Source organism: Arthrobacter sp. MYb229 (assembly GCF_002975405.1).
Lineage (GTDB): Bacteria > Actinomycetota > Actinomycetes > Actinomycetales > Micrococcaceae > Glutamicibacter.
Map to the genome: position 1 here is coordinate 278,316 of NZ_PCPS01000001.1, position 17,045 is coordinate 295,360.

The following is a 17,045-nucleotide window of genomic DNA, read 5'->3' on the forward strand; positions in this document are numbered from 1 at the left end:
GGGCAGGTTGCGCAACAAATGCCACACTTTCGCACGCCTAGGGACTTTCCGTTCCTGCTGGCCGCAAAGCAAGCAGCTAGCTCCACAACTTCGCAGATTCTGTTCGGTTGTGGTGCCGACAAACTTAGACAATGGAAGGACACGAAAGTGCCTACTATTCAGCAGCTGGTCCGTAAGGGCCGCTCGCCTAAGGTCGTCAAGACCAAGGCTCCTGCCCTCAAGGGCAACCCAATGCGTCGTGGCGTATGCACCCGTGTGTACACCACCACCCCGAAGAAGCCTAACTCGGCTCTGCGTAAGGTCGCACGTGTGCGCCTTGCCGGTGGCATCGAAGTTACCGCTTACATTCCAGGTGTCGGACACAACCTGCAGGAACACTCCATCGTGCTCGTTCGCGGTGGTCGTGTAAAGGACCTCCCAGGTGTTCGTTACAAGATTGTACGTGGTGCTCTTGATACTCAGGGTGTTAAGGGTCGTAAGCAGGCTCGTTCCAGCTACGGCGCGAAGAAGGATGGTAAGTAATGCCTCGTAAGGGTCCGGCGCCAAAGCGCCCACTAGTTTCTGATCCGGTCTTCGAATCCCCATTGGTCACTCAGCTGATCAACAAGGTTCTCGTCGACGGCAAGAAGTCCACTGCAGAGCGCATTGTTTACGGTGCACTCGAAGGTGCGGCCGCAAAGTCCGGCACCGACGCTGTGACGACTCTCAAGAAGGCCATGGATAACATCCGCCCGGCCCTCGAGGTTCGTTCACGCCGTGTTGGTGGCGCTACTTACCAGGTTCCCGTCGAGGTCAAGCCAGGCCGCGCAACCGCACTTGCACTGCGCTGGTTGGTTGGCTACTCGAAGGCTCGCCGCGAGAAGACCATGATCGAGCGTTTGATGAACGAGATCTTGGATGCATCGAACGGTCTGGGTGCCGCTGTGAAGCGTCGCGAAGACACTCACAAGATGGCCGAGTCCAACAAGGCCTTCGCCCATTACCGCTGGTAAGAACCGCTTGGAATTGCTGGGTGTCAAAAGGCACCCAGCCAATCCTAGCCTCACCTTTTAGGGAGACAACGTGGCACAGGACGTGCTTACTGACCTGAATAAGGTCCGAAATATCGGCATCATGGCACACATCGATGCTGGTAAGACCACTACTACTGAGCGCATCCTGTTCTACACGGGTGTGAATCACAAGCTCGGTGAGACCCACGACGGTGCGTCGACCACCGACTGGATGGAGCAGGAAAAGGAACGCGGTATCACCATTACCTCCGCGGCCGTGACTTGCTTCTGGAACAACAACCAGATCAACATCATCGACACCCCTGGCCACGTTGACTTCACCGTTGAGGTGGAGCGCTCGCTGCGCGTGCTCGATGGCGCCGTTGCCGTGTTCGATGGCAAGGAAGGCGTTGAGCCTCAGTCTGAGACCGTTTGGCGCCAGGCTGACAAGTACAACGTTCCGCGTATCTGCTTCGTCAACAAGATGGACAAGCTGGGTGCTGACTTCTACTTCACCGTAGATACCATCGTCAAGCGCTTGGGTGCCAAGCCATTGGTGATGCAGCTGCCTATCGGTTCCGAGCACGAATTCACCGGTGTGGTCGACTTGATGACCATGAAGGCATTCGTCTGGGAAGGCGACTCCAAGGGTGACGTCACCATGGGTGCCGCCTACGAGACTCGCGAAATTCCTGCAGATATGCAGGAAAAGGCCAACGAGTACCGCGCCAAGCTGGTTGAGGATGTCGCCGAGGGCTCTGACGAGCTCATGGAGAAGTTCCTCGAAGGCGAAGAGATCAGCAATGACGAGCTCAAAGCCGGCATTCGCAAGATGGTCATCAACTCGGAGATCTACCCGGTCTTCTGTGGTTCGGCCTTCAAGAACCGCGGCGTGCAGCCAATGCTCGACGCAGTGATCGACTTCCTGCCAAACCCACTTGACGTGGGCGCCATGGTGGGCCACGATCCAAAGGACGAAGAAGTTGAGCTCACTCGCGAGCCTACCGAGGATGCACCATTCTCGGCACTGGCTTTCAAGATTGCCGCGCACCCATTCTTCGGCCAGCTGAACTTCATCCGCGTCTACTCGGGCAAGGCAACTTCAGGTACTCAGTTGCTGAACTCGACGAAGCAGAAGAAGGAACGCGTTGGCAAGCTCTTCCAGATGCACTCCAACAAGGAGAATCCGGTTGAAGAGATCCACGCAGGTCACATCTACGCCGTGATCGGCCTGAAGGATACCACCACCGGTGATACCCTTTGCGATCCAGCGAACCCGATCGTGCTTGAGTCGATGTCGTTCCCAGCACCAGTGATCTTCGTGGCCATCGAGCCTAAGACCAAGGGTGACCAGGAAAAGCTGTCGACCGCTATCCAGAAGCTGTCTGCGGAAGATCCAACCTTCACCGTTTCGTTGAACGACGACACCGGCCAGACCGAAATCGGCGGCATGGGCGAGCTTCACCTGGATATCCTGGTGGACCGCATGAAGCGCGAATTCCGCGTGGAAGCCAACGTGGGTAAGCCACAGGTCGCATACCGCGAAACCATCAAGAAGGCTGTGGAGAAGGTTGACTTCACCCACAAGAAGCAGACCGGTGGTTCGGGCCAGTTCGCAAAGGTCCAGGTATCGTTCGAACCTCTAGAGGTTGTCGACGGAGTTACCTACGAGTTCAAGAACGCCGTCACCGGTGGTCGTATCCCTCGTGAGTACATCCCATCCATCGACGCCGGTATCCAGGACGCCATGCAGTACGGCATCCTTGCTGGTTACCAGATGGTCGGCGTGAAGGCTACCGTCATCGACGGTGCTTACCACGACGTTGACTCCTCGGAAATGGCGTTCAAGATCGCTGGCTCACAGGTATTCAAGGAAGGCGCACGCCGCGCTAACCCAATCTTGCTTGAACCACTGATGAGCGTCGAAGTTCGTACCCCGGAAGAGTACATGGGCGACGTTATCGGCGACCTGAACTCCCGCCGTGGCTCGATCACCGAGATGTCCGATGCAGCTGGCGTGAAGGTTATCAATGCCCACGTGCCACTGTCGGAGATGTTCGGTTACATTGGTGATCTGCGGTCCAAGACCCAGGGTCGTGCAGTGTACTCGATGACCTTCCACAGCTACTCTGAGGTCCCGAAGGCAGTTGCCGAAGAGATCATCCAGAAGGCCCGCGGCGAGTAATCGTCCAGGAAGCAAACTTGGCCGTGACCCCGCCAGTGTGGGGGAGTGGCCGATCGCGAAGCCGGCTTTATTGCCAATGAAGCCGGCCTCGCAAACGGCCAACGAGGGATTTGCATCACATGCAGGACCCGCGCAGGACCGAAATTTTCGTAAATATCCAAGCCCCCAGTAGACTGATTCCAGTTCGTTTGCGAATCGCGCAAACGAAAGTAAGTCTTCTGTAAAACGTTTCTAGGAGGAACCTGTGGCAAAGGCAAAGTTCGAGCGGACCAAGCCGCACGTCAACATCGGCACCATTGGTCACGTTGACCACGGTAAGACCACGTTGACCGCCGCCATCTCCAAGGTACTTGCTGACAAGTACCCTGATCTCAACGAGCAGCGCGACTTCGCGTCGGTTGACTCCGCTCCAGAAGAGCGCCAGCGCGGTATTACCATCAATATCTCGCACGTTGAGTACCAGACCGAGACCCGTCACTACGCACACGTTGACGCTCCAGGCCACGCTGACTATGTCAAGAACATGATCACCGGTGCGGCTCAGATGGACGGCGCAATCCTCGTGGTTGCTGCTACCGACGGCCCAATGGCTCAGACCCGCGAGCACGTTCTGCTTGCTCGTCAGGTTGGCGTGCCATCCCTGATGGTTGCACTGAACAAGTCCGACATGGTTGAGGACGAGGAGCTCCTTGAGCTCGTCGAGATGGAAGTTCGCGAACTTCTCTCCTCGCAGGGCTTCGATGGCGACGATGCACCAGTGATCCGCGTTTCGGGCCTGAAGGCTCTGGAAGGCGACGCTGAGTGGACCAAGTCCATCGAGGAACTGATGGAAGCAGTCGATACCTACATCCCGAACCCAGTTCGTGATCGCGATCGTCCATTCCTGATGCCAATCGAAGACGTCTTCACCATCACCGGTCGCGGTACCGTTGTGACCGGTCGCGCCGAGCGTGGCACCCTGAAGATCAACTCGGAAGTCGAAGTTGTCGGCATCCGTCCGATCCAGAAGACCACCGTTACCGGTATCGAGATGTTCCACAAGCAGCTCGACGAGGCATGGGCCGGCGAGAACTGTGGCCTGCTGCTTCGCGGTCTGAAGCGCGACGATGTCGAGCGCGGCCAGGTTATCGTAGCCCCAGGCTCGATCACCCCGCACACCGGCTTCGATGCCAACGTCTACATCCTGTCGAAGGACGAAGGCGGACGTCACAACCCGTTCTACTCGAACTACCGTCCGCAGTTCTACTTCCGCACCACCGACGTGACCGGCGTCATCACCCTCCCAGAGGGCACCGAGATGGTCATGCCAGGCGACAACACCGAAATGTCGGTTGAGCTGATTCAGCCAATCGCCATGGAAGATGGCCTCGGCTTCGCTATCCGTGAAGGCGGCCGCACCGTTGGTTCGGGCAAGGTCACCAAGATCACCAAGTAGTTCGCTGCTTAACTGATCTAGGCCAACTGGTCTGACAAAAAAGATCTCCACCACTTCTTCGGAAGAGGTGGAGATCTTTTTGCTTAACATCTGCGCGTTAAGTGCCAAGTATGTCAATGCAGTGGTCTAATTGGATTGCGTGGATATCCCTCTGCGAGTTCATCGATCTAAGGTCGCGGCATGTTCTGGTTCATCTTGGTTCTCCTGCTCGTGGCTGCCAGCTTCTTCATAGGCTTTCGCATTGGCCGCAGGAACCACACGGTGAACTCCGAGGCCAAGCAGCAAGCCTGGCAGGAAGGCTATAACGCCGCCACTAACTACGCGGCGCGTACCGCCCAGCAGCCTTCCACGCACGCTCTGCCGCCACCGAGCCAAGAGGCGAGTAATTGGCCCCTGGAAGCCCCGGTGGCGAACCCCGCTGCGCAGGTCTATGCCAGGCCGCCGGTCCAAGCACCCGCAGCGCCTGTCCGCCCGGTGAAGCAACTGACCCCGCGTGAACGGGAACTGCGCAATATCAACGTCACCCTCTACGTGGCCGCCCTGCTGATCGTGGCCGCCGGAGCCCTGTTCCTGAGCTTCGCATTACCGCCGTTGCCTAAACTCATCGCCTTGTTCGCATTGGCCGCGGCCTTTTACGGCGGAGGACTCTATGTGCACGGGGCAAAGCAGAATCTCAAGCCTGCCGCCAGCGCCTTCGCCGGAACCGGGTTGGCCTTATTGCCGTTATCGGGAATCGCGACCTACCTGACGCTCCCGGTGCCGGCGGCAGTGGTGTGGCTGGTCTTCTCGGTGCTGGGCACCCTTGCCGTGGGTTTCGCCACCCTCCGTTTACGCTCCCGGGTGCTAGCCTGGATCGCGGTCTTCGTAGTGGTGTCCACCACCATGGCCTGCGCGGCCACGGTGCAACGCGGCATCTTGTTCTACCTGCTCTTCTTACTGCTGCTCTCCCTGGTGCTGCTTGTCCTGGCCGTGCGCAGCGCAAAGGTACGCTCCTCGCTCTTCTACTCGGCCGTGTCCGCCACCGCGCAGTTGCTGCCGCTGTTGGTGCTTGGCCTGGCATTAGTCATGTTGACCACCTTGCATGCCCGCGACTTGGTGTGGGTGTTCTTCTTGGTGACCGCCCACCTGCTGCTCTCCATCAGATTGCTGGTGAGGTTCCGGCTGCATCGGCTCTACGCGGCACGCGTGAGCTTCATGCTGCTGATTTTCGCCACCGCAAATGACCTGGCCTGGGAACCACGGAATACCTGGATGCTCATCGCGGTGCTTTGGGCGGCGCAGGCCCTGGCGATCACGCATTATGCGCGAGGTTATCGCCGGCTTTTCACGGTGCCAGCCAACTGGTGGCGGGCCGAACGGGTGCTCCTCTGGGTGCTGGTCTGCGCCTCAATGCTCGCGGTTATGCTCAATGCCAGCGGAGAACTCATTCCTTGGTGGTATGCGGTGCTGTTGATTCCCGTGCTTCAGCTCTTCGCGGTTCCAGCCTTGGGCAAGCGGGGAAAGATTGAAGCGGCCGCTATCGTGGCGCTGGTCCTGCTGGGGATCACCGCCAGTGACTGGTTTGCCTGGCGGGCATTGCCGGGGGTAGCCGTGGCTCTGGTGGGACTCACACTCGCGATGCGCAGCGAAACGGATCGCCGCTGGCATCTGGCGCTAGACCAGACCCGGTGGATCGGGTTCCTTGTCTTCGGCGGATTTGGCGGTCGCACGGTGCAGCAGATGCTGAGCGGTTTTGATCACCAAACGGGTAGGTCAAGCTGGTACGCGATGAACGTGTCGGAGAATGTCTCGCTGCAGCTAGCGTGGGTTGTGGGCCTGTGGGTACCTTTGTTTGCACTGTGGCTCATCTCGACGCTCCAAGGCGCTCGGCTAGCCGACCGGACTCGTGGGCAACTCATTCGATTCGGTGCTTCCGCGCTGCTGGCGTTGATCACCCTGGGGTACATCGGATCTATGGTGAACCAGGTGGCTGGCGTGGATGCTGCTACGGCAAGCTTCCTTGGACTACCTGCCGGCAACTGGTTCTTCATAGGAATCCTCCTAACGTTGGCCAGCGTGATTCTGGCCGGTTGGCGCAACGATGGCTTCGGCCAGGAACGCGCAGTGCAAATACTGCGCACCATGGTGCTGGCAGCTAGTGGTGGGCTCTTCCTGCTCAGCTTCCAGGAGCCGCAAAACGCCCTGCCTTTCGTGGGACTTGTGAATCTATTCTTCTATCTGCGTGGCGCTCATCTGGTTCACTCACCACGCTGGAAGATGAGCTACGCCGGCGCCGCACAAATCACCTTCACCCTGAGCATCTGGTGGTTTGTGGACATGATCAATTTTGATTCCCATGGTCGCTTCGCCCTGTTGCTGGTATCGGTTATGGTGCCGCAACTGCTTCGCTTGTTCCTCGTCATGCGAACCGGACGCCGTTTGAGCCGAGAGATGCTGTGGATTACCGTCGGACTGGTTTGCCTGCTGCCGCTATTCCTACTCATCGGTGATGCGAGCTTTGGGCTGCATGACCGTGGCACCATGCTGTTGGGATTGAGCTTGTGGATCATTCATTCGGTGGCAGGGTTCTTGGGCATCAGAGGGCAGTCGAAGCATGCAGAGTTCCTGCTCTTCGCAGCCATCATGGGACTGTGCGGCCTGTGCTATGTCCAAGGCGTGCAAAGCTTCTCAGCCACCGGCTGGATTCACGGACCGTGGTGGTCTGTGCAGATGATTCAGATTCTGCTCATGGCGCTGGCGCTGATCAGCCTGGGGATACAGTGGCGCTTGCGCGATTCGGCCACACTGCGCTTCGCGCCGATCTTTGGCACGGTCTTCGCGTTGTTCTGCATTGGGCTCGTAGCTCCCGCCCCCGGGTGGTTCGCGCTGATCTTCCTGATTGCCGCGCTGCAGCTCGGGCTTTTGGTTCACACCCGGAAAATCCCGTGGTTGGCGGCCGGCGCCGGTCTTGCATTGCTGGGAGCTATTGGCCAAGGCATCGAGTTCTGGCGGGGGACTAGGCCACCTGGCCTGCAGCCCTGGATGGACCCCACCTGGCAGCTGCTATTCACTGCAATGGTGCTGTTGATCATTTCGCTCTTGCATGGCCGGTTCGCCGAGCCGGTTCCACATTTTCCCCGCGAACTGGTGACCTCGCGCGGGGCCAGCGGAGCCGCTGCGCGTATCTATTTCGCGGCGATGATTCTAAGCACCCTGATCGCCGGGGCGTTGGTGCATTTCAACGATCTGCGGGCGGTGTGGATTAGTGCCGGTGCGGTGCTGATCTTTGGTGCCGCCGTTCTAGTTCGGATGTACGAATTGCCGACGCGCTGGCTTCGGTGGGGGAGCGATGTGCTGATAGTGCTCGGCGCATTGTTGGGCTTCAGCAGCTACAGCCAGATTCTTCGCCTGCCAGATATCAGTTTCTTCTTCCTGTACTTCACGCTCGTTGCCGGCATCCTGGCCGTTCGTCACTTCATGGGCAAACGCTCGCCGGTGGCTCATGGGTATCTGGTCGCGGCCGCCGTTCTTGCCTCGCTGACCCAGTTGAGCACCCTGGCAGATGGCAATGGGACGGCGCAGGTCTTTAGCCTCTTCTTCTTTGCCGCATTAATCGTTCTCGGCCTGAAGCTGGGGCAGAAGCGCTACATCTGGTGGGGCGCGATCGCCATTACCGCGGCGGTGCTGTGGTTCTTGCGGTACCTGGCATTCCTTTGGCTGGTGCTTGCCGGCATCGCGCTGATTGTCGCGGCGGTGCTCAAGCTGGTGCGCGTTGAACGCAAGCCCAAGAGCGAGGAGGCTGACCCGGGCGGCGCGGAGCGAGAGCGCCAAGATCGCGGCGATGCCGGTTCGTGAGGTCAAGATCACTGGGCTGAATCCGGGCAAAAGATTTGCGCCACGGCGGTCGACCTGTCAGACTAGATAAGTTGCTTGATTGCAACCCGATCCCCGCGAGGGGTAATCGGTAGTGGTTTGCGCGACCGGGATCGGCTCTCACCCAGGATAATGCCTGGGGTTCGGGATCGATACAACCGCTGCAAACCAAAAGACCTTCGCACAAAGTGAAAACCCTGTCGGTTTTGTCGTGACTAAAATTTACACGACACGCCCGACCGCGGGGGTCGGAGCCACCTGCGGGTGAGGAACCCGGATCTGATCCGGATTCAGTCGCAGCGTAAGGCGTGCCGGTCCGCAAGGGCCCGTATACAGGCACAGTAATTCTAGATAGTGCTAACAGAAAGAGGCATGACGCCATGGCGGGACAGAAAATCCGCATCCGGCTGAAGTCGTATGACCACGAGGTCATTGACGTTTCGGCCCGGAAGATCGTTGAGACGGTCACGCGCGCAGGCGCAACCGTAGTCGGCCCAGTGCCGCTGCCAACGGAAAAGAACGTGTACTGCGTTATCCGTTCGCCACACAAGTACAAGGACAGCCGTGAGCACTTCGAAATGCGCACGCACAAGCGTCTGATCGACATCGTCGATCCGACCCCGAAGGCTGTTGATTCGCTGATGCGTCTCGACCTGCCAGCGGATGTCAACATCGAAATCAAGCTTTAAGGGGAGGTGGCGAGAAAACTATGACCGCAACCCGTAATTTCAAGGGACTGTTGGGCACGAAGCTCGGCATGACCCAGGTTTGGGATGAAAACAACATTCTGATCCCAGTCACCGTCGTGCAGGCTGACAGCAACGTTGTCACCCAGCTAGTTAACGCTGAGCGTGATGGCTACACCGCAGTTCAGATCGGCTACGGCCAGATCGACCCACGCAAGGTCACCAAGCCACTGGCTGGTCACTTTGAAGCTGCCGGCGTGACCCCACGTCGTCACCTGGTGGAGCTGCGCACTGAAGATGCAGCCGAGTACACCGCTGGACAGGAACTGTCCGTCGAGCTGTTCAACGCAGGCCAGAAGGTCGACGTTGTAGGCACCTCGAAGGGTAAGGGCTTTGCCGGCGTTATGAAGCGTCACAACTTTAAGGGTGCTCCGGCTTCCCACGGTGCGCACAAGAACCACCGCAAGCCAGGTTCCATCGGCGGCGCATCGACCCCAGGTCGCGTTTTCCGTGGACAGAAGATGGCCGGTCGCATGGGTGCTGAGCGGGTAACCACTCAGAACCTGACCATTCACGCCATCGACGCTGAGAAGAACCTTCTGCTGATCAAGGGCGCCGTTCCAGGCGCTCGCGGTCGCGTCGTTCTCGTACGCACCGCCGTGAAGGGAGCATAAGTAAATGACTAAGGCACTTAACGTCGACCTGCCAGCAGGTATCTTCGACGTACAGACCAACGTCCCGCTGTTGCACCAGGTTGTCGTTGCACAGCTTGCTGCTGCCCGCCAGGGTACCCACAAGACCAAGGACCGCTCGGAAGTTTCCGGCGCCGGTCGCAAGCCGTTCAAGCAGAAGGGTACCGGCCGCGCCCGTCAGGGTTCGATCCGTGCTCCACACATGACCGGCGGTGGCATTGTCCACGGTCCAACCCCACGTGATTACTCGCAGCGTACCCCGAAGAAGATGAAGGCTGCTGCACTGCGCGGCGCCCTGTCTGATCGCGCACGCTTCGATCGTGTCCACGTGATCGAGAACCTGGTTGCCGGTGAAACCCCGTCGACCAAGGAAGCTCTGGCAACCTTGCGTTCGCTGACCGAGCGCAAGAACCTGCTCGTCGTCATTGACCGCGCGAACGATGTTGCAGCACTTTCGGTGCGCAACCTTGATTCCGTGCACGTCCTATACGTCGACCAGTTGAACACCTACGATGTTCTGGTTTCGGATGACGTAGTCTTCACCAAGGCTGCCTTCGAAGCACTGGTCCAGAAGGAGGAAGCCAAGTGAGCGTCTTCTCAAAGGCTCCGCACGATGTGGTCATCGCACCAGTCGTTTCGGAAAAGAGCTACGGCCTGATCGATGAAGGTCAGTACACCTTCTTGGTCGACCCACGTTCGAACAAGTCGGAAATCAAGAATGCCGTTGAAGCTATCTTCAACGTCAAGGTTGAGTCCGTAAACACCATGAATCGATCCGGTAAGCGCAAGCGCACCAAGTTCGGGTGGGGTGCACGCAAGGATACCAAGCGCGCAATCATCACCTTGAAAGAAGGATCGATTGACATCTTCGGCGGTCCGCTTTCCTAAGCGGAGACCACTTTAACGAGGAATAAGAAAAATGGGAATTCGTAAGTACAAGCCAACTACCCCGGGCCTTCGCGGCTCGTCGGTAGCTGACTTCGCAGAAATCACCCGATCGACTCCGGAAAAGTCGCTGGTTCGCCCGCTCACCAAGAGCGGCGGCCGTAACAACTCCGGTAAGATCACCACCCGACACAAGGGTGGCGGACACAAGCGTGCCTACCGCGTGATCGACTTCCGTCGTCACGACAAGGACGGCGTTCCGGCAACCGTTGCTCACATCGAGTACGACCCGAACCGCACCGCACGTATCGCTTTGCTCCACTACATTGATGGAACCAAGCGCTACATCGTTGCTCCGAACAAGCTCCAGCAGGGCGACCAGGTTGAGGCCGGTCCAAACGCGGATATCAAGCCAGGTAACAACCTGCCGCTTCGCAATATCCCGGTTGGTTCCGTAATCCACGCGGTCGAGTTGCGTCCCGGCGGCGGTGCCAAGATGGCACGTTCCGCAGGCGCTTCGATCCAGCTGGTGGCTCGTGAGGGCCGCTTCGCTCAGCTGCGTTTGCCTTCGGGTGAAATCCGCAACGTTGATGTGCGCTGCCGCGCAACCATCGGCGAAGTTGGCAATGCCGAGCAGATCAACATCAACTGGGGCAAGGCCGGCCGCATGCGCTGGAAGGGCGTTCGCCCAACCGTGCGTGGTGTCGCCATGAACCCGATCGATCACCCACACGGTGGTGGTGAAGGTAAGACCTCCGGTGGTCGTCACCCGGTCAACCCTAATGGTAAGCGTGAAGGACGCACTCGTCGTCCGAACAAGGACAGCGACAAGCTTATCGTGCGTCGCCGTCGTACCGGCAAGAACAAGCGATAGGAGCCTGGAAACATGCCACGCAGCCTGAAGAAAGGCCCCTTCGTCGATCAGCACCTCTTCCTTAAGGTCGAAGCTGAAAACGAAAAGGGCACCAAGAACGTCATCAAGACGTGGTCCCGCCGTTCGATGATTATCCCGGACATGCTGGGACACACCATCGCCGTGCACGACGGTCGTAAGCACATTCCAGTGTTTGTCACCGAATCAATGGTTGGCCACAAGCTCGGAGAGTTTGCAGCCACCCGCACGTTCCGTGGCCACGTAAAGGACGACAAGAAGGGCAAGCGTCGCTAGGTCCCGTTAGGGATCTAGAGATGCTTACCCCTCTTCGAGAGACGAGAGAAGGAAAGCAATGGAAGCCAAGGCAATTGCGCGCCATATTCGCGTGACGCCTATGAAGGCCCGGCGCGTCGTCAACCTTGTTCGTGGTCTACAGACCAACGAAGCGTTGGCTATCCTGAAGTTTGCCCCACAGGCAGCTTCGGAGCCAGTGTACAAGGTTGTTGCATCGGCAGTGGCTAACGCCCGTGCCGCTGCAGACCGTGCAGGTGAAGCATTCAATGAGGACGAGCTGATCATCAGCGAAGCGTTTGTTGACGAAGGTCCGACCATGAAGCGGTTCCAGCCGCGAGCTCAGGGTCGCGCATTCCAGATCAAGAAGCGCACCAGCCACGTCACCGTGGTTGTTTCAACCCCGGAGAAGGGTGGGGAGAACTAAATGGGACAGAAGGTAAACCCGAACGGTTTCCGTCTCGGCATCACCACTGACCACGTTTCGCACTGGTTCGCCGATAGCAGCAAGCCAGGACAGCGCTACGCAGATTACGTAAAAGAAGACGTAAAGATCCGCGCATTGCTGTCCACCGGAATGGATCGTGCAGGCATCGCCCGCGTCGAGATCGAGCGCACTCGTGACCGTGTTCGTGTGGATATCCACACCGCACGTCCGGGCATCGTGATCGGCCGCCGCGGCGCCGAAGCAGATCGCATCCGTGGCGCACTGGAGAAGATGACGGCTAAGCAGGTTCAGCTGAACATCCTCGAGGTCAAGAACCCTGACATGGAGGCCCAGTTGGTCGCCCAGGGCATCGCCGAGCAGCTTGCTTCGCGTGTGGCTTTCCGCCGCGCGATGAAGAAGGCCATGCAGTCGGCAATGCGCGCTGGTGCCAAGGGCATCCGCGTTCAGTGCTCCGGTCGTCTTGGCGGTGCAGAAATGTCCCGCAAGGAGTTCTACCGCGAAGGTCGTGTGCCGCTGCACACCCTGCGTGCGAACATCGACTTCGGCAAGTTCGAAGCCAAGACCACCTTCGGCCGTATCGGCGTGAAGGTCTGGATCTACAAGGGCGACGTAACCGCCAAGGAACTTGCTGCACAGCAGGCCGCAGCAGCTCCGGCTCGCGGTGGTCGCGGCGGTGGCAACGATCGTCCACGTGGTGGAGAGCGTCGTCGTCGTCCAGAGCGTAAGGGCGCTGCAGCTCCGGCTGCGGAAGGAGGACAGGCTTAAATGCTTATCCCACGTCGAGTGAAGTTCCGTAAGCAGCACCACCCGAAGCGCTCCGGCGCTGCCAAGGGCGGAACCACTGTTGCTTTCGGTGAATACGGCATTCAGGCTCTTACTCCTGCTTACGTGACGAACCGTCAGATCGAGGCAGCTCGTATCGCGATGACCCGTCACATCAAGCGTGGCGGTAAGGTCTGGATCAACATTTACCCAGACCGTCCACTGACCAAGAAGCCAGCCGAAACCCGCATGGGTTCCGGTAAGGGTTCCCCGGAGTGGTGGGTTGCAAACGTAAAGCCAGGACGCATCTTGTTCGAACTTGATGGCGTTTCAGAAGAGGTAGCTAAGGAAGCATTGCGTCTCGCAATCCACAAGCTGCCATTGAAGGCACGCATCGTGCGTCGTGAGGGTGGTGAATAGGGATGACTATTGGTTCTAAGGATCTAAGCGTCGACTCCCTGGACGGCTTCGATAATACTCGTTTGAACGAGGAATTGAAGAAGGCCAAGGCAGAACTGTTCAACCTGCGTTTCCAGTCGGCTACCGGCCAGCTTGAGACTCACGGCAACCTGAAGGCTATCAAGCGCGACATCGCACGCATCTACACCGTAATGCGTGAGCGCGAGCTGGGTCTTCGTAAGGAAGTTGTTGTCCCGGTTGAAGAGACCAAGAAGGGCAAGGAAACCAAGTAATGAGCGAGAAGGATAACGTCGTGGACGCAGCTGTAGAGCGCAACGACCGCAAGACCCTCCGTGGTTACGTGGTTTCCGACAAGATGCAGAAGACCATCGTCGTTGACGTTGAGGACCGTGTTAAGCACGCCCTTTACGGCAAGGTCATGCGTCGCAACAAGAACGTGAAGGCTCACGACGAGAACAACGAAGCCGGCATTGGCGACTTGGTTGTAATCGCAGAGACTCGCCCATTGTCAGCAGACAAGAACTGGCGTCTCGTTGAGATCGTTGAGAAGGCTAAGTAAGCTTTCTTGGTGATTTCACGGATTACGTGAATAACTGAAAACGCCCCGGAGCGCTGCGCAAGCAGAGCCCCGGGGCGTTTTTGCGCCCCCGAGGGAGAGAAAACGGTAAATCCGAGCTCTTGAAGTGGCGGCGCAGCGCTGTCAGCATGGGGTATGGCTTCCATCGAATTCATCCGGCCCGCGGGCCTTGTCCACTCGCCTGCGTTCAGCCATGTGGCGGTGGTGCCGCCCGGGGCGAGAATGGTTTACGTGGGCGGGCAAAACTCGGTCGACGAGCGCGGGACGCTCATCGGTGCCGATGATGTGGCGGTGCAGGCCGCTCGGGCGTTGCACAACGCACGCATCGCCCTGAACGCCGCCGGCGCGGATCTGGCCGATGTGATCTCCTGGAACGTCCAACTTGCCGAGGGCGTCGAGGTATCCCGCGCCTATGGGGCTATCGCCGGCGAACTGAGCTCCCCGAGCCCGCCGCTGGTGACCGCGAGCCTCGTCGCAGGCTTGGGCGTGATGGGTGCGCTCGTCGAAATCAGTGCGGTGGCCGCGCTGTTTGATTAGGTTCGCGAAAGACCGCGTCTGCAGGTTTCGAATTTGCGCGGTAGGCGCTGGGGGTGAAACCGAGTACCTGGCGAAAATCGGTGGTGAGATGCGCATGGTCTGCGTACGCTAGCTCGGCGGCAATCTGGGCGATGGTTGTTTCGGGGCTTTCACGCAGCCGCTGCGCGGCTTCTTGCAGGCGGTATCGGCGGATGATGGTCAACGGTGCGAGCCCCACATAATCTTTTGCCAGGCGCTGCACGCTGCGCACCGAGATCCCCATGGCCTGTGCCAGCTGGGGGACATTGATGATTTCCCTTTGCCCGGCGGCCAGCTCAAGCATGCGATTCGCCAGAAGCCCTTGGACCGAAGGGTGCGGGATCTTCGCTTCGAGCCACGCAGCGAACAGCTGGATCGCCGATTCGATGGTTTCCCGCTTCACCGGTCCAGCCAGCAATGCGCTGATCGCTTCGTGCGGTGTCGCGCCCGGGATACTCATCTCGGCTCCGAGCAAGCTGCGCGGATCGATGCCGAAGGCCGGGGTGGACGCTGGCAGGAGCATGGCCGCGAGAACCCAGCCGGTTCCGCTCAAATCTCGGTGCGAGGCACCGGTAGCAACGCCGGAGAGCGTCACGCCCTGGCGTTGTATAACCACGTTCATGCAGGGGAACGGAAGCAATTCTTGGCGCGAGGTTCGCCCTGCGGCAATATCCCAGCGAGCCAGCCAGAACCAGCCCACGCGGTCACGCAATTCTTCGGGAGCCGGCACTCGGATGAATTCTGGCAGCATTGCGGGATAGAGCACGCCGCGACGGTCGGCCGAGCTGTCCATGACTGTTCCCCTCCAAACTTGGCGCGAATCTACAAGTCCCAGCGTGCCACAAGCTTCTAGGGTGAAGACATGGAATATCGAGAAGAAAACACAATGGGTGTGACCGGGCAGCACACCGTCGCAGGGATCCCTCACGGATCCACATCGTTGACCCCGTTTTTGGCGATCCGGAATGCGGCTGGGGCCGTGGAGTTCTACCGTGAGGTCTTTAAGGCCAGAGTCGTGGACTCCACGGAGATCGGGGGAGTGATGGTCCACGCAGACCTGGACTTTGGCAACGGCAAACTGCAGCTGGGAGAGCCGAGCCCGGATTACGGACTCGTTGCACCACCAGCGCAACCCGAAGCCTGCTACTCCATGGGCCTGTACTGCCCGAACGTCGATGAGCTAGTGGCAAAGGCCGAGGCGGCGGGCGCCACAATCCGCGAGCCGGTGGCAACCTTCGTGTCCGGTGATCGTTTTGCCTCGATCATTGATCCTTTTGGAGTGCGCTGGTCGCTGATGTCCAGGGTGGAGGATCTCTCCGAAGCTCAGAGCAAGGAACGCGTAGCCCGGTGGGCGGCCGAGCAGCAGGCCTGAGCTGCGCGTGGTCTGCGTGCTTCCGCATCGACTTCACCCTTGTGCGGATAGTTCAGAGAATCCTCGTTCAAATGCGGAGTGCAGCATCCAGCGGGGCCAAGGCAGTTCGGCCGCGGCTAGTGCTTCTTCGATGCTGCGCCCGGCGTTCCATGCGCTTCGAACCGCATGAGCCACAGCGTGGAGTTCTGCGGCCTGCGTGTTGGCAAATTGGAGATCCACGGTCCGCCCGTGCCCCGGAACGATCACATCCGCTGGCCCGATTCCAGTCAGCAGCGTGCGCAAGGATTCGGGCCAATCAAGCGGCCAGCTTCCCGAACCAAACATGGGAGGCCCGGATTCTTCGATCACGTCCCCAAGCATCCATACTCGGGCGTCGGGAACGAAGACCGCAAGATCTGTGTCCGTGTGTCCACGCGATACGGGCAAACAGGCAATCTCGCGTCCACCAGCGGTCAGCGTCGTCGCTTGTTCTACAAGCACGGACGGGTGCACCAAGGCGACCTGGTCCCATGCTTTGTCTGGTTCTCGGCTGGGATCCTTGCGCCATGCATTCAAACGTGGTGCTTCAAAGGAATCGAAGTGGGCAGGGATCCGCTGGTGGCCGATAATCGGAACGCCGAATTGGGCAAATACGGAATTACCAAAGCAATGATCGTAGTGAGCATGGGTATTGATCGCGCCCACGATTGGTTTGCCGAAGCGTTGCCTCAGCTCATCGACTATTGCCCTGGCTTCACTGGGTGAACCGCCGGTGTCAACGACGGTCGTACCGCTAGGCCCGGGGATCGCGGCAATGTTGACGCTATCTGCGCCATAAGATTTCACGAATACGTCATTTGCGACCTCAACCCAAGACATGACCACAACGGTACAGCCGTCGGTGGTCGAAATGTTGGATCAGCCGACAGCAATGGGCCTGGGCCATCGGCATCAGCACAATTTCCAGGATCATCTCGGCTGTGTCCGGGAGCGCAGAGTGCTCCACGAGCAGCGGGCCTAGGCAACCGTCGCAGGGGAGC

The 17,045-nt window shown here is 59.0% G+C and carries 20 protein-coding genes; 18 read left to right on the forward strand and 2 right to left on the reverse strand.

Annotation, left to right across the window (positions count from 1 at the left end; genetic code table 11):
* Positions 1–147: 147 nt before the first annotated feature.
* The 17 genes from rpsL to CQ019_RS01365 all read left to right on the forward strand — a co-directional run bounded on the left by rpsL (position 148) and on the right by CQ019_RS01365 (position 14,636).
* The gene (rpsL, locus tag CQ019_RS01285) at positions 148–522 is read left to right on the forward strand and encodes a 30S ribosomal protein S12 (protein WP_096283780.1); all 375 of its coding nucleotides are present in this window, start codon (positions 148–150) and stop codon (positions 520–522) included.
* A complete protein-coding gene (gene rpsG / locus CQ019_RS01290) occupies positions 522–992 on the forward strand; it encodes a 30S ribosomal protein S7 (RefSeq protein ID WP_096283700.1) in 471 nt (156 codons plus the stop codon). Before rpsL ends, rpsG begins: the two co-directional genes overlap by 1 nt.
* A gap of 70 nt (positions 993–1,062) precedes the next feature.
* The gene (gene fusA, locus CQ019_RS01295; protein ID WP_105568745.1) at positions 1,063–3,177 is read left to right on the forward strand and encodes an elongation factor G; all 2,115 of its coding nucleotides are present in this window, start codon (positions 1,063–1,065) and stop codon (positions 3,175–3,177) included.
* A 244-nt stretch (positions 3,178–3,421) separates the two neighbouring features.
* The gene (gene tuf / locus CQ019_RS01300) at positions 3,422–4,612 is read left to right on the forward strand and encodes an elongation factor Tu (protein ID WP_096283696.1); all 1,191 of its coding nucleotides are present in this window, start codon (positions 3,422–3,424) and stop codon (positions 4,610–4,612) included.
* A 180-nt stretch (positions 4,613–4,792) separates the two neighbouring features.
* A complete protein-coding gene (locus CQ019_RS01305; protein ID WP_105568746.1) occupies positions 4,793–8,446 on the forward strand; it encodes a hypothetical protein in 3,654 nt (1,217 codons plus the stop codon).
* A 398-nt stretch (positions 8,447–8,844) separates the two neighbouring features.
* Positions 8,845–9,153, forward strand: a complete 309-nt coding sequence (gene rpsJ, locus CQ019_RS01310; RefSeq protein ID WP_013349689.1) for a 30S ribosomal protein S10 — start codon at positions 8,845–8,847, stop codon at positions 9,151–9,153.
* A gap of 20 nt (positions 9,154–9,173) precedes the next feature.
* Positions 9,174–9,824 carry a 50S ribosomal protein L3 gene (rplC, locus tag CQ019_RS01315; protein WP_096283691.1) on the forward strand — a complete coding sequence of 217 codons (651 nt, stop codon included), beginning with the start codon at positions 9,174–9,176 and terminating at the stop codon, positions 9,822–9,824.
* A gap of 4 nt (positions 9,825–9,828) precedes the next feature.
* Complete coding sequence (gene rplD / locus CQ019_RS01320; protein WP_096283689.1) at positions 9,829–10,431, forward strand: 50S ribosomal protein L4; 603 nt, start codon at positions 9,829–9,831, stop codon at positions 10,429–10,431.
* A complete protein-coding gene (rplW, locus tag CQ019_RS01325; RefSeq protein WP_096283687.1) occupies positions 10,428–10,730 on the forward strand; it encodes a 50S ribosomal protein L23 in 303 nt (100 codons plus the stop codon). Before rplD ends, rplW begins: the two co-directional genes overlap by 4 nt.
* A gap of 31 nt (positions 10,731–10,761) precedes the next feature.
* The gene (gene rplB, locus CQ019_RS01330) at positions 10,762–11,601 is read left to right on the forward strand and encodes a 50S ribosomal protein L2 (protein WP_096283685.1); all 840 of its coding nucleotides are present in this window, start codon (positions 10,762–10,764) and stop codon (positions 11,599–11,601) included.
* A 12-nt stretch (positions 11,602–11,613) separates the two neighbouring features.
* The gene (rpsS, locus tag CQ019_RS01335) at positions 11,614–11,895 is read left to right on the forward strand and encodes a 30S ribosomal protein S19 (protein WP_096283683.1); all 282 of its coding nucleotides are present in this window, start codon (positions 11,614–11,616) and stop codon (positions 11,893–11,895) included.
* A gap of 58 nt (positions 11,896–11,953) precedes the next feature.
* Positions 11,954–12,319, forward strand: a complete 366-nt coding sequence (gene rplV / locus CQ019_RS01340; RefSeq protein WP_096256898.1) for a 50S ribosomal protein L22 — start codon at positions 11,954–11,956, stop codon at positions 12,317–12,319.
* On the forward strand, positions 12,320–13,105 hold the full coding sequence (gene rpsC, locus CQ019_RS01345) for a 30S ribosomal protein S3 (RefSeq protein WP_096283680.1): 786 nt from the start codon (positions 12,320–12,322) through the stop codon (positions 13,103–13,105).
* Positions 13,106–13,522, forward strand: a complete 417-nt coding sequence (gene rplP, locus CQ019_RS01350; protein WP_096283678.1) for a 50S ribosomal protein L16 — start codon at positions 13,106–13,108, stop codon at positions 13,520–13,522. It abuts the gene before it with no gap.
* A 2-nt stretch (positions 13,523–13,524) separates the two neighbouring features.
* The gene (rpmC, locus tag CQ019_RS01355; protein ID WP_096283676.1) at positions 13,525–13,794 is read left to right on the forward strand and encodes a 50S ribosomal protein L29; all 270 of its coding nucleotides are present in this window, start codon (positions 13,525–13,527) and stop codon (positions 13,792–13,794) included.
* Entirely contained in the window at positions 13,794–14,081 is a 288-nt protein-coding gene (gene rpsQ, locus CQ019_RS01360) for a 30S ribosomal protein S17 (RefSeq protein ID WP_096256894.1), read from the forward strand. Before rpmC ends, rpsQ begins: the two co-directional genes overlap by 1 nt.
* A gap of 153 nt (positions 14,082–14,234) precedes the next feature.
* On the forward strand, positions 14,235–14,636 hold the full coding sequence (locus CQ019_RS01365) for a RidA family protein (RefSeq protein ID WP_105568747.1): 402 nt from the start codon (positions 14,235–14,237) through the stop codon (positions 14,634–14,636).
* Here the strand turns inward: CQ019_RS01365 and CQ019_RS01370 are convergent.
* Positions 14,608–15,447 carry a helix-turn-helix transcriptional regulator gene (locus CQ019_RS01370; protein WP_105568748.1) on the reverse strand — a complete coding sequence of 280 codons (840 nt, stop codon included), beginning with the start codon at positions 15,445–15,447 and terminating at the stop codon, positions 14,608–14,610. The two genes, CQ019_RS01365 and CQ019_RS01370, sit on opposite strands and share 29 nt — an antisense overlap.
* Positions 15,448–15,516: 69 nt before the next feature.
* Here CQ019_RS01370 and CQ019_RS01375 point away from each other — a divergent pair, with 69 nt between their 5' ends.
* Positions 15,517–16,026: a glyoxalase/bleomycin resistance/extradiol dioxygenase family protein gene (locus CQ019_RS01375; protein WP_105568749.1), complete on the forward strand. Its 510-nt coding sequence runs from the start codon at positions 15,517–15,519 to the stop codon at positions 16,024–16,026.
* Between the two features lie 33 nt (positions 16,027–16,059).
* On the opposite strand, the gene CQ019_RS01380 is transcribed toward CQ019_RS01375, so the two are convergent.
* Entirely contained in the window at positions 16,060–16,884 is an 825-nt protein-coding gene (locus tag CQ019_RS01380) for an MBL fold metallo-hydrolase (RefSeq protein ID WP_105568750.1), read from the reverse strand.
* Positions 16,885–17,045 lie beyond the last annotated feature (161 nt).

Coding starts and splice junctions, on each gene's coding strand:
- rpsG (WP_096283700.1), top strand. CDS start 522: ATGCCTCGTAAGGGTCCGGCGCCAAAGCGCCCACTAGTTTCTGATCCG.
- CQ019_RS01305 (WP_105568746.1), top strand. CDS start 4,793: ATGTTCTGGTTCATCTTGGTTCTCCTGCTCGTGGCTGCCAGCTTCTTC.
- rpsJ (WP_013349689.1), top strand. CDS start 8,845: ATGGCGGGACAGAAAATCCGCATCCGGCTGAAGTCGTATGACCACGAG.
- rplC (WP_096283691.1), top strand. CDS start 9,174: ATGACCGCAACCCGTAATTTCAAGGGACTGTTGGGCACGAAGCTCGGC.
- rplD (WP_096283689.1), top strand. CDS start 9,829: ATGACTAAGGCACTTAACGTCGACCTGCCAGCAGGTATCTTCGACGTA.
- rplB (WP_096283685.1), top strand. CDS start 10,762: ATGGGAATTCGTAAGTACAAGCCAACTACCCCGGGCCTTCGCGGCTCG.
- rpsS (WP_096283683.1), top strand. CDS start 11,614: ATGCCACGCAGCCTGAAGAAAGGCCCCTTCGTCGATCAGCACCTCTTC.
- rplV (WP_096256898.1), top strand. CDS start 11,954: ATGGAAGCCAAGGCAATTGCGCGCCATATTCGCGTGACGCCTATGAAG.
- rpsC (WP_096283680.1), top strand. CDS start 12,320: ATGGGACAGAAGGTAAACCCGAACGGTTTCCGTCTCGGCATCACCACT.
- rplP (WP_096283678.1), top strand. CDS start 13,106: ATGCTTATCCCACGTCGAGTGAAGTTCCGTAAGCAGCACCACCCGAAG.
- rpmC (WP_096283676.1), top strand. CDS start 13,525: ATGACTATTGGTTCTAAGGATCTAAGCGTCGACTCCCTGGACGGCTTC.
- rpsQ (WP_096256894.1), top strand. CDS start 13,794: ATGAGCGAGAAGGATAACGTCGTGGACGCAGCTGTAGAGCGCAACGAC.
- CQ019_RS01365 (WP_105568747.1), top strand. CDS start 14,235: ATGGCTTCCATCGAATTCATCCGGCCCGCGGGCCTTGTCCACTCGCCT.
- CQ019_RS01370 (WP_105568748.1), bottom strand. CDS start 15,447: ATGGACAGCTCGGCCGACCGTCGCGGCGTGCTCTATCCCGCAATGCTG.
- CQ019_RS01375 (WP_105568749.1), top strand. CDS start 15,517: ATGGAATATCGAGAAGAAAACACAATGGGTGTGACCGGGCAGCACACC.
- CQ019_RS01380 (WP_105568750.1), bottom strand. CDS start 16,884: ATGTCTTGGGTTGAGGTCGCAAATGACGTATTCGTGAAATCTTATGGC.